Source organism: Streptomyces sp. NPDC093064 (assembly GCF_044754605.1).
Taxonomy (GTDB): Bacteria; Actinomycetota; Actinomycetes; order Streptomycetales; family Streptomycetaceae; genus Streptomyces.
In genome coordinates this window covers 4759-15082 of record NZ_JBIVPK010000093.1, presented here as the reverse complement: position 1 = coordinate 15082, position 10324 = coordinate 4759, and the positions used below count along the sequence as shown (strand labels likewise).

10 protein-coding genes are annotated in these 10324 nt (G+C 72.7%); 5 read left to right on the top strand and 5 right to left on the bottom strand.

Going from position 1 to position 10324, the window contains the following annotated elements:
• Positions 1 to 400 precede the first annotated feature (400 nt).
• Positions 401 to 1903, top strand: a complete 1503-nt coding sequence (locus tag ACIQFZ_RS41865) for a metallophosphoesterase (protein ID WP_365426710.1) — start codon at positions 401 to 403, stop codon at positions 1901 to 1903.
• 30 nt (positions 1904 to 1933) lie between these two features.
• On the opposite strand, the gene ACIQFZ_RS41860 is transcribed toward ACIQFZ_RS41865, so the two are convergent.
• Positions 1934 to 2905: a TauD/TfdA dioxygenase family protein gene (locus tag ACIQFZ_RS41860; RefSeq protein ID WP_402693810.1), complete on the bottom strand. Its 972-nt coding sequence runs from the start codon at positions 2903 to 2905 to the stop codon at positions 1934 to 1936.
• A gap of 207 nt (positions 2906 to 3112) precedes the next feature.
• Between ACIQFZ_RS41860 and ACIQFZ_RS41855 the strand changes: the two genes are divergently transcribed.
• Together ACIQFZ_RS41855 and hemC are read left to right on the top strand one after the other, a co-directional pair.
• Positions 3113 to 4099, top strand: coding sequence for an ATP-dependent DNA ligase (locus tag ACIQFZ_RS41855; protein ID WP_365426741.1), 987 nt, complete (start codon positions 3113 to 3115; stop codon positions 4097 to 4099).
• Positions 4100 to 4209: 110 nt separating this feature from the next.
• A complete protein-coding gene (gene hemC / locus ACIQFZ_RS41850; protein WP_365426715.1) occupies positions 4210 to 5145 on the top strand; it encodes a hydroxymethylbilane synthase in 936 nt (311 codons plus the stop codon).
• A gap of 67 nt (positions 5146 to 5212) precedes the next feature.
• On the opposite strand, the gene ACIQFZ_RS41845 is transcribed toward hemC, so the two are convergent.
• From ACIQFZ_RS41845 to ACIQFZ_RS41830, 4 genes are all read right to left on the bottom strand, one after another.
• Complete coding sequence (locus ACIQFZ_RS41845) at positions 5213 to 5743, bottom strand: hypothetical protein (protein ID WP_365426717.1); 531 nt, start codon at positions 5741 to 5743, stop codon at positions 5213 to 5215.
• Between the two features lie 214 nt (positions 5744 to 5957).
• Positions 5958 to 6818 (bottom strand): ABC transporter permease, encoded by an 861-nt coding sequence (locus tag ACIQFZ_RS41840; protein ID WP_402693809.1) that lies wholly within the window; start codon positions 6816 to 6818, stop codon positions 5958 to 5960.
• Entirely contained in the window at positions 6778 to 7641 is an 864-nt protein-coding gene (locus ACIQFZ_RS41835) for an ATP-binding cassette domain-containing protein (protein ID WP_365426723.1), read from the bottom strand. Before ACIQFZ_RS41835 ends, ACIQFZ_RS41840 begins: the two co-directional genes overlap by 41 nt.
• Positions 7638 to 8093: a MarR family transcriptional regulator gene (locus tag ACIQFZ_RS41830; protein ID WP_365426725.1), complete on the bottom strand. Its 456-nt coding sequence runs from the start codon at positions 8091 to 8093 to the stop codon at positions 7638 to 7640. The genes ACIQFZ_RS41835 and ACIQFZ_RS41830 overlap by 4 nt, the downstream gene beginning before the upstream one ends.
• 422 nt (positions 8094 to 8515) lie before the next feature.
• On the opposite strand from ACIQFZ_RS41830, the gene ACIQFZ_RS41825 reads away from it, so the two are divergent.
• Both ACIQFZ_RS41825 and ACIQFZ_RS41820 read left to right on the top strand, forming a co-directional pair.
• A complete protein-coding gene (locus ACIQFZ_RS41825) occupies positions 8516 to 9307 on the top strand; it encodes a SigB/SigF/SigG family RNA polymerase sigma factor (protein ID WP_361413636.1) in 792 nt (263 codons plus the stop codon).
• Between the two features lie 165 nt (positions 9308 to 9472).
• Positions 9473 to 10276 carry a VOC family protein gene (locus ACIQFZ_RS41820; protein ID WP_365426729.1) on the top strand — a complete coding sequence of 268 codons (804 nt, stop codon included), beginning with the start codon at positions 9473 to 9475 and terminating at the stop codon, positions 10274 to 10276.
• The last annotated feature ends 48 nt before the right edge of the window (positions 10277 to 10324 follow it).

Here is a 10324-nt window from a genome sequence, read left to right as displayed (position 1 = left end):
ACCCCGGAGTTGCTCGATCTCCCCCAAGTCCACACGGGCAGCCTGCCGGACTCGGCACCCAAGATCAAACCAACCTAACGAAGTACTACTAGTGCCCCAACAGGCAACGTTCGCCCCGTCGCGACGCCCGGCACGCTCCCCCGAGCTCTTCGAGCAGGGGGACCCCCACTCGCCGCACCGGCCGAAAGCCCAAGTACGTCCAGTACGAGGACTTCCGGCCGGTACTCCCCCAAGCTCTTCGAGCAGGGGGGACCCCCAGAGCACGCACCGGACGCCGCTCCTTGACGGGCAAACGTTGCCTGCCGGGGCACTAGCGAGCGAGTTGACCACGGAGGGGTCCGGCGCTCGATCGCCGGACCCCTCTCGTACGCAGGGCATGATCATTGTTACGGTGCACCGCGTGTCTGACTCCTCACGCGATACCGTCGAAGGCGCCGGCTGGACGGCCGTCGAACCCGGCTCGTACAAGCAGTTACTCCCCGCCAGGGTGCGGAAGCTGTCCTGGCTCGACCCGCGCGTCCTGTGGGCCGCCCGCAACGGGGTGGTCGCCTCCTGGTTCGGGGACCCCACGGGCCGCACCCGGGACCGGTGGGTGGCGCAGCGGACGACGGCCGGCGCCCCGGCGGACAAGGTGATACGGCGACCGGAGGGGGACCGCTTCTCCTTCCTTGTCATCGGGGACACCGGCGCGGGCGACGACTCGCAGTACGCCGTCGTACCCGGCCTTCTGCAGGCCGGCCGGGAAACGTCGTTCGCCGTGATCACCAGTGACGTGATCTATCCCGTCGGGAGCACCGACGACTACGGCACCAAGTTCTTCCGCCCGTATCAGGACTATCCGGCGCCGATCTACGCGATACCGGGGAACCACGACTGGTACGAGGACCTCGGCGGTTTCATGCGCGTCTTCTGCGACGACGCCCCGCCGCTGCCGCCCGAGCCGAGGCCCCGGCCGCTCGGCCGTGCCTGGTGGCGTGCGCTGCTGTGGCACCGGCCGCGCCCGGTGGACGAGCAAGGCTTGACCGAGGCCCGGAAGTTGAGGTCGCAACCGGGTCAACAGGCCGTCCAGCCGGGCCCGTACTGGGCGATCGACGCGGGTCCGCTGCGGATCGTCGGTATCGACACCGGTCTGCTCGGCACGATCGACGCCGAGCAGGGCGCCTGGCTGCGGGAGGTCTCACGAGGGCCCCGCCCGAAGATCCTCCTCACCGGATCACCGCTGTACGTGGACGGCGAGCACCATCCCTGCCCCATCGAGGGCGGCGGCACCGTCGACGACATCGTGCGCGACCCGGCCCACCGCTATGTGGCGGCGATCGGCGGCGACATCCACAACTACCAGCGCTATCCGGTCGACGTGGACGGCCGCACCGTCCAGTACGTCGTCTCCGGCGGCGGGGGCGCGTTCATGCACGCCACCCACACCATCCCGCGCGTGTCCGTCGCGAACGTCACCGAGTCGGACTTCCGCTGCTATCCGCTGCGCGGCGACTCCCTGGCCTTCTACAGCAGGGTGTACGCCCGCCGTCTGCGGCTGCGCCGCTTCCTCACCCTCAGCGAGGCCGAGGCGATGGCCGTCGTCGCCGAGCGGCTCGGCGTCCCGTCCGTCCGTCCCAGAGGCGCGCCGGTACGGGTCACCCGGCGCGTCCGTCTGGTGGCGAGCCTGCTCGGAGCCGGCCGCCGCCCGGAGCGCCGGGCCCGCTTCCGCCTTCCGGTGCGCGAACTCTACACCCAGCTGTTCTCGCCGAGTTCGGCCACGTACAGCCCGCCGTTCTTCAAGTCGTTCCTGCGTCTGGACGTCACCGGGGAGGCGGTCCGGCTGCGCTGCTTCGCGGCGACCGGCGGACGCGCCCAGGAGATCGCCCCGCCCGTAGAGGACGAGGTCACCATCCCCCTGACCTGACCGCCGGCGTACCGGCCGCGCCCGAACCGGTCACCAGCGGCCCGGCTCGCTGCCGGTGACCGGCTCGGACGGCTTGCCGTCCGCTCCGACCGGTACGTCACCGGCGAGCATCACCCGGTGCATGATCCGCGGGAAGTCGAGGTGGGCGCTGTCGCCGGGCGCCAGGTGGATGGTGGCCCGGTTGTCCCAGAAGGCCACGCTGCCCGGCTCCCAGCGGAACCGGACCGTGTACTCGGGCCGGACCGCCTGCTCCAGCAGCATCTCCAGGATCGCCGCGCTCTCCGCCCGGGAGAGGCCCTCGATCTGCTCGACGTAGTAGCCGTTGACGAACAGCAGCCGCTCGCCCGTCTCGGGATGGACGCGTACCAGCGGGTGCACGGTGGCGATCTGGTGGCCCATCAGGTGGCGGACGTACGCGTCGTCCCCGGGCCGCGGCTGGTAGCCGACCCCGAGCCGGTGCTCGGCGCGCAGCCCGTCGACGAAGGCGCGCACCGGCTCCGACAGCCCGGCGTAGGCGGCGGCCAGGTTGGACCAGGTGGTGTCGCCTCCGAACGGCGGGACGAACTCGGCGCGCAGGATGGTCGCGGCCGGCGGGTCGACGCGGGCGCCGTGGTCGCAGTGCCAGCCGCGCAGCAGCGTGTGCCGGCGGCGCCGCAGCCACTCCTCGTGGTCCATGCCGAACCGCCCGCCCAGCTCCAGCCGGTCCGCGGTGGTCTCCACCTCGGGCACGTCCGGCGGTGACGCACCACCGCGCCGCCGCAGGACCACCGGCTCGCCGAAGCGGCGGGCGAGGGCCACGTGGGAGGCGTGGTCCAGCCGCTGCCCGCGGAAGAACACCACCTTCCAGCGCAGTACCGCCGCACGGATCTCCGCGGCCACGGCGTCGTCGAACCCTCCGGCCAGATCCACTCCGGTGATCTCGGCCCCGATGTACCCGGCGACCGGCCTCACCTCGATCCCGCCGGCCCCGCGCCCGCCCGCCGTGCCCGTGTCCGTCGTCATCCGCGCGCTCCGATGGTCGTCGTAACGGTCTCCGCCGATCGTGACAGCGTTTTCCGCCCCCGGCGACAGGGCCTCCGCTCCCCTATCCGCGGCGGGCCCGCAGCGCACATGCCGCCGCGGGGAACCCTTTCAGCCGCACGGAACCCGTTCAGGGGAAAGTGCCGCCCGACGCGCGTGGCGGCATGTCGGTTCGTCGACATCTCTGCTGTGACCCTGCCGCTGATCCCGCCCATGCTGGCCACGCCCGGCCCGCTCCCGCCGGCCGCTCAGGACGCGCGGTGGGCGTACGAGACGAAGCAGGACGGCCAGCGCGTGGTGGCCTATCTGCCCGGTGACGGCGGGCTGCTGCTGCGGGCCCGCTCCGGTGAGGACATCACCGCCGCCTACCCCGAACTGCGGCCCCTCGGCGGGGTGCTCGGCGCCACGCCCGCGATCCTGGACGGGGAGGTGCTGGCGCTGGACGAGCAGGGCCGGGCGAGCTTCCAGTTGCTCCAGGGGCGCATGGGGCTGGCCCACGCCCCCGGCCGGGCGGCGCGCAGGGCCGCCCAGGTCCCCGTCCACCTCGTCCTGTTCGACGTGATGCACCTGGGCACGCGCCCGCTGCTCGCGCTTCCCTACGTCCGGCGCCGCGAGCGCCTGGAGGACCTCGGCCTGACGGGTCCGTACTGGTCGACGCCCTCGGCGGTCGTCGGCCACGGCGCCGAGGCCCTGGCCGCCACCCGCGAGCACGGCCTGGAGGGCCTGATGTGCAAGCGGCTGGACTCGGTGTACGAACCGGGGGTGCGCTCCCGGGCCTGGATCAAGATCCGCAACATGCGCAGCGAGGACATCCTCGTGGGCGGCTGGCTGCCCGGCAAGGGGCGGCTGACGGGCCTGCCGGGCGCCGTCCTGATGGGCCGGCGCGCGGGCGGGCGGCTGCGCTACGTCGGCAGTGTGGGCACCGGCTGGAGCGAGGCGGAGCGGTCCGAGCTCGCCGCGCTGCTCGCGGTCCTGGCGACCGACGCGTGCCCCTTCGACCCCGTACCGGCGGTGCGCGGGGCGCACTGGGTGCTGCCGCGCCTGGTCGGCGAGGTCCGCTACAGCGTGCGCACCCGGGCGGGGATGCTGCGCCAGCCCTCCTGGCTGCGGCTGCGCCCCGACCTCACCCCCGAGGAGGCCGCGGTGGTGGACCTGCCCGACGACCTGGAAGGGTGACGGACCTGGAGAAGTGCGGGCCTGGTTAGTGGTGACAGGGCGTCAAGTTCCGTACGCCGGGCGGCCGACAGCGCCACCGGGCGCCCGCGCCGAGGTCTATTGTGTCCCGCATGTCCGTCCCCGAACTGATCCGTATCGTCTCCCGCGACTCCCCCATGGCACTCGCCCAGGTGGAACGGGTCCGCGCCGAACTGGCCGCCGCGTACCCCGGTGTGCGCACCGAGGTGGTCCCGGTGCGGACCACCGGCGACAAGTGGCTGGGGGATCTGTCCGAGGTCGAGGGCAAGGGCGCCTTCACCAAGGAGGTCGACGCCGCGCTGCTGGCCGGCGAGGCCGACCTCGCGGTGCACTGCCTGAAGGACGTGCCCGCCGACCGGCCGCTTCCGGCCGGTACGACGTTCGCCGCGTTCCTGAAGCGGGACGACGTCCGCGACGCCCTCGTGCACCCCGGCGGGCTCACCCTGGACGAGCTGCCGGCCGGCACCCGCGTCGGGACGTCCGCGGTGCGCCGTATCGCCCAGCTCGCGGCGACCCACCCGCACCTCGCGTGCGTGCCGTTCCGCGGCAACGCCAACCGGCGGCTGGAGAAACTCGCCGCGGGAGAGGCGGACGCGCTCCTGCTCGCCGTGTCCGGCCTCGAGCGCATCGGACGTGCGGACGTCGTCAGCGAGGTGCTGTCCCCGGAGGCGATGATGCCGCCGATCGGCGCGGGCATCCTCGCCCTGCAGTGCCGGGAGGGCGACGGCGCACTCATCGAGGCGGTCGGCGCGCTCGGCGACCCCGGCACGTATCGCGCGGCCACCGCGGAACGCATGTTCCTGCATGTGCTCCAGGGCCACTGCAACAGCCCGATCGCCGGGTACGCGCACGTCGACCGCGCTGGAGAACTCTCGCTGCGGGCCTGTGTGTTCACCCCCGACGGCAAGACCCGGCTGAACGCCCACGAGTGGGCGGGCCGGCTGGACGCGGCCACACTCGGCACATCGGTCGCCGTCGCCCTGCTCCGCCAGGGCGCCCGGGAGATCATCGACGGCATCCCGCACTGACGGCGCGGGCGCACCGGAGCCCGGCGGGGCGCGGCGGGGCGCGGCGGCGTACGGAACGGCGGCGGGATCAGCCCGTGGTTCCCGGTCCCGCCTGGTCGCGCAGGAAGGTGCTGATCTGGTGCGCCAGCCCGCCCTGCCCGCCGGCCGCGGGCGTGCCGGTCCCGGCGGGCTCCTCGTGCCCGTCGACACAGCCGGTCCACAGCGCGCGAGAGGTCCAGTCGTCGTCGACCCGCAGCTGGATCTGCGCGTCGATCTGGGACAGGGCGGCCTCCGGCCCCGCCGCGTACAGCACCGCAGTGACCCGGCGCAGCGGATAGACGTCGAAGCCCTCGACGAACTGCGAGTTGCGCCAGTCGACGAACGCGCCCTCCCCGTCGGGGCCGATCCGCACGTCGATCTGCCCGTCCTCCAGGTGGACGCAGAAACGCCGCGTGCCGCGGTTCTCCACGGTGACGCGGAGGCGGAAGTACGTCAGCCCCTCGGCGGCCTCGTCGCGCCCCCGCGGCGGCTCCGACCGCTCCAGGCGGTGGACGCGGACGCGCAGACCGGCATGCTCCTCGTACTCCTGCCAGTCCCCGACCACGTTCGGCTCGTACACAATGCACCTCTCGACTTCCAAGAGCTGCTTCCTATCCGCGCGCTCAGCGCACTGTCAAATGTGCGGAATGCGCCGCGGCCGGGGAATTCGCCGTCTTTGATCGCTGATCAAGCCGTGGACAGGAGGAATTCGCCGGCGGGCCGTCGAGGCGGCCTCCGGGGCGTGCCGCACATCACTCCGACGGGCGGCGCGGCCGGCGGTCCGCCGGGCGCCGTCAGCGGGCCAGCCGGCCGAGCAGCGCGGAGGCCGCGGTGATGCCGAGCGCGGCGGCCACCACGAGGACGGCGAAGTCGGTGGCGAGGTGCGCGGGGGTGCCGAGCAGCAGCCCGCGCAGGGCGTCGACCTGATAGCTGAGCGGGTTGGCCTTGCTGACGGCCTGGAGCCAGCCGGGCATGACGGCGACCGGGTAGAGGGCGTTGGAGCCGAAGAACAGCGGCATCGTGATCGCCTGCCCGATGCCCATCAGCCGGTCGCGGCTGAGCACGATGCCGGCGATGGTCATCGACAGGCAGGCGAAGAACGCCGAGCCGAGGACGACGGCCGCGGCGACGCCCAGCAGCTTCAGCGGGTTCCAGGTCAGCGCCACGCCGAGCAGGGCGGCGATGACGATCACGACGATCGCCTGGATCAGTGCCTTCACCCCGGCCGCGAACGCCTTGCCGGTGACCAGGGCGGAGCGCGGGGTCGGAGTGACCAGGAGCTTGTTGAGGACGCCCGCGTCGCGCTCCCAGATGATCTGGATGCCGTAGAAGATCGCGATGAACATGGCGGACTGGGCGATGATGCCCGGTGCCATGAAGTTGATGTACGGGATGCCGCCGGTGGGGATCGCCCGGATGCGGGTGAAGGTCTGACCGAAGATCAGCAGCCACAGGGCGGGCTGCACCGCGCGCGTGTACAGCTCGGTGCGGTCGTGGCGGAGCTTCTGCAGTTCCACCGCGCACATGGCGACGACCCGGGCGGGCAGCAGCCGCCAGCCGGCGCGGGGCTGCGGGGGCCGCAGCAGCAGCCCGATGTCGTCGGCGCTGACGGCGTCAGCCGACGCGGTGCGCGGTGCGGCGGGTGCTTCGGACATCGCGGAAGCCTCCTGAGGTGTCGTCGAGGCCGCTGCCGGCCACGTCGCGGAAGACGTCCTCCAGCGTGGGCAGCGGGTCCGTGGCCGGGGCGCCCTGGGAGCGGAGGCGCTCGCCGAGCCCTTCGCGCAGCTCGGCCGGGGTGCCGAGGGCCCGGATGCGACCGCGGTGCATCAGGGCGACCCGGTCGCAGTACGTGTCGGCCTCGTCCATGTAGTGGGTGGTCACCAGGACCGTCATGCCGGTGGCGGCGCGGACGGCGCCGATGTGCTCCCACACCCCGGTGCGGGCGATCGGGTCCAGGCCGATCGTCGGCTCGTCGAGGATCAGCAGGCGGGGTGAGCTGACCAGGGCCTGGGCGAGTTCGAGGCGGCGGACCATGCCGCCGGAGTAGGTGTTCGCCAGCCGGTCGGCGGCGTCGGCCAGACCTACCGCGGTCAGCGCCTGGGCGACCCGGTCGGCGCGTTCGCGGCGCGGGACGTCGAAGACACGGGCGAACAGGATGACGTTCTCCCGGCCGGTGAGGGCGGCGTCCGCGGACAGCTGCTGCGGGACGTAGCCCAGCAGGCGGCGTACCGCCATGCGGTCGGAGGCGGCGTCGTGGCCGAAGACGCGGACCATGCCGGAGGGGACCGGCAGGAGGGTGGTGATGCAGCGGATCGCCGTGGTCTTCCCGGCGCCGTTCGGACCAAGCAGCCCGAACACCTCGCCCGGGCGCACGGACAGGTCCACGCCGTCGACGGCCTTGGTGTCGCCGAAGGCGTAGGCGAGTCGGGTGCAGGCGACGGCGTCGTCGGCCGGCTCGGCGGCAGCGTTCCGGGTCATGGGCGATCGGCCTCCTCGTGCAGGTTCTCGGCCAGTCTGCGCAGGGCGGGGATCGCCACGCGCAGCGCGTCCCGGTCCGCCTCGTCGAGCCGGTCCACCTGATGGCGTACGAGTGCCGCGCGGCGCTCCCGCCACTCGCGCAGGCGGGACCTGGCGGCCTCCGTCAGCAGCAGGCGCGCGGCCCGCCGGTCGGCGGGGTCCGTCTCACGGATCAACTGACCGTCCCGGACGAGCTGGTTGACCAGCGTCGAGACGGAGTTGCCCGCCAGGTGCAGCTCCTTGGCGGCCTCGGAGACGCCTATGCCGGGGCGGCCCTCGACCAGGCGCAGCAGCTCGTTCTCGGCGCCGCGCACCCGGGGCACGGTCATCCCGGCGCGCAGCCGGCGGCGGATCAGCCGCTGGACGCCGACGAGGGCGTCGGCCAGCTCTTCGGGGAAGGTCTCCGGGGTCACGTCCGCCAGATTACCTCTGTAGCAGAGGTAATCACCCCAAAAGCCGGTCAAGGATGCCCCTGGCACGGCGGCGGGCGGAGTCGGAGACGGGCGGGAGGCGGGTACGGGGGCGGCTCCGGCACGGCGCGGAACCGGCGGGCGCTTCCGCATTCGCACCGCCATGGAAATGCACGCATTTCCTCCGGTGGCGATTCTCCGGATTCTGGACAACAATTGATATTCGTGCGGTCGCATACCGTCACCGCATTCCCGGAACAGTTTCGAAATCGCCGACTTCGGGAATCCCGAGTCCAGTGCTTCGGACAGGAGGCACGTCCGTGGGAGCCGGCGCGCCGGGCCCCGATGTTCATCTCCGTCCGGTCCGAGCCCCGCCCCTCCCAAGGTGTCCGTCCATCCAGCACCTGCTGAGGGAGGCGCAGCTCATGCGTACCACCGGCAGAACGAAGACCCATCCGCACGACGACGCCCCCGACACCGCCGAGGCGTTCGAGCGGCTTGCCCGCATGCCCGACGGTGCCGAGCGCAAAGCGCTGAGGGACGAGCTGGTACAGGTGTGGCTGCCCATGGCCGAGCGGATCGCCGTACGGTTCCGCGGGCGCGGCGAGGCCCTGGAGGATCTGTACCAGGTGGCCGCGCTGGGCCTGGTCAAGGCCGTCGACCACTACGATCCGGCGCGTGGCTACGCGTTCGAGGCGTACGCCGTGCCGACGGTCACCGGGGAGATCAAGCGGCACTTCCGCGACCACATGTGGACGCTGCACGTGCCGCGCCGGGTCCAGGACCTGCGCAACCGGGTACGGCGCGCCACGAAGGAGCTGGCGCAGACCACGCCCGGCCGGACGCCGACCGTGGCCGAGATCGCCGAGTACGCACAACTGAGCGTGAGCGACGTGCACACCGGGATGGAGGCCCTGGACTGCTTCGCCGCGCTGTCCCTGGAGGCGGAGGTCCCCGGTACGGACGGCTACGCGCTCGGCGACGGGCTGGGCGAGGCCGACGCGCGGTTCGACCTGGTCGTGGACCGGGTGGCGGTCAGGCCCTGTCTGGAGGCGCTGCCCGAACGCGAGCGCACCATCCTGTACCTCAGGTTCTTCCGGGGCATGACGCAGAGCCGGATCGCGCAGCAGCTGGGCATCTCGCAGATGCATGTCTCGCGCCTGCTCAGCGGGTGTTTCGCCCATCTGCGCGAGGAGCTGCTCGCCGAGGCCGGGTGAGCCTCGCCACGGCTCGCCCGACGTACGAGGGCGGCCGTGCGGGGGCGGCCGTGCCCCGCGCCGTTTCGGCGGCGTCCGGCGGGTACTCGGCAGGCGTCTTCCGTGCGCCGGTCGGACACTGGTGTCAGGCTGGTGGAAACCGGTCTGACACGACCAGGACGGGCCATGAACCACGACAGGACACCTTCCGGTAGTTCCCCCGACGTCGTCTCCACGCACTCGGTGTGCGGGGCGCCCTGCTGGGTGAGCCTGACCAGCCACGATCTCCAGGCCACGGAGGAGTTCTACCAGGCGGTGCTGGGCTGGGAGTGGCGTCCCGCCAGACTCGGCGACCACTTCCGCATCGCGCTCGTGGAGGGCGCACCGGTCGCGGGGATCGGCGCGGTGGCCACCATGTGGCAGATGGCGGTCGCCTGGACGCCGTATTTCGCCGTGCCCAGCGCCGACCAGGCCGTCGCACGGGTGCAGGAACGCGGCGGTACGGCCGCGGTCGGCCCGATCTCCTTCCCGCCGGGGCGTGCGGCGCTGCTGGCCGACCGGGACGGCGCGACCTTCGGGATCTGGGAGGGTGACCTCTTCACGGACTGGGAGACCTGGCGCAAGGCCGCGCCGGCCTTCATCCGGCTGCACACGCGCGACGCCTTCGACGCCGCGATCTTCTACGGCGAGGTCCTGGACTGGGCCTCACGGCGGCCCGGCTGCTGCGAGGTCCGCTACGAGCGCGACGAGGTGGTGCTGCGCAGCCACGGCGAGGTCGTGGCGCGTATCGAGTCCGGCGCGCTGGAGGAGGCGCCGGACCCCACGATCCGCCCGCACTGGCAGATCCACTTCCGCGTGGCCGACGTGGCCGCCTGCGCCCGCGCCGCCGAGGTCCACGGCGGCAGCGTCCTGCGCGAGGGCCCCGACGAGGCCGTACTCCGCGACCGGGACGGCGCCCAGTTCACGGTGACATCCCGCCGCGAGGCCTGAACGACGACCCATCCCAGACACCGGCCACGGCCCGACGCAAACGCCGCA

What these genes read in the sequence shown, in the direction of transcription:
- ACIQFZ_RS41825 (WP_361413636.1), top strand. Translation starts at nt 8,516, where the DNA reads ATGCGTACCACCGGCAGAACGAAGACCCATCCGCACGACGACGCCCCC.
- ACIQFZ_RS41860 (WP_402693810.1), bottom strand. Translation starts at nt 2,905, where the DNA reads ATGACGACGGACACGGGCACGGCGGGCGGGCGCGGGGCCGGCGGGATC.
- hemC (WP_365426715.1), top strand. Translation starts at nt 4,210, where the DNA reads ATGTCCGTCCCCGAACTGATCCGTATCGTCTCCCGCGACTCCCCCATG.
- ACIQFZ_RS41840 (WP_402693809.1), bottom strand. Translation starts at nt 6,818, where the DNA reads ATGTCCGAAGCACCCGCCGCACCGCGCACCGCGTCGGCTGACGCCGTC.
- ACIQFZ_RS41820 (WP_365426729.1), top strand. Translation starts at nt 9,473, where the DNA reads ATGAACCACGACAGGACACCTTCCGGTAGTTCCCCCGACGTCGTCTCC.
- ACIQFZ_RS41835 (WP_365426723.1), bottom strand. Translation starts at nt 7,641, where the DNA reads ATGACCCGGAACGCTGCCGCCGAGCCGGCCGACGACGCCGTCGCCTGC.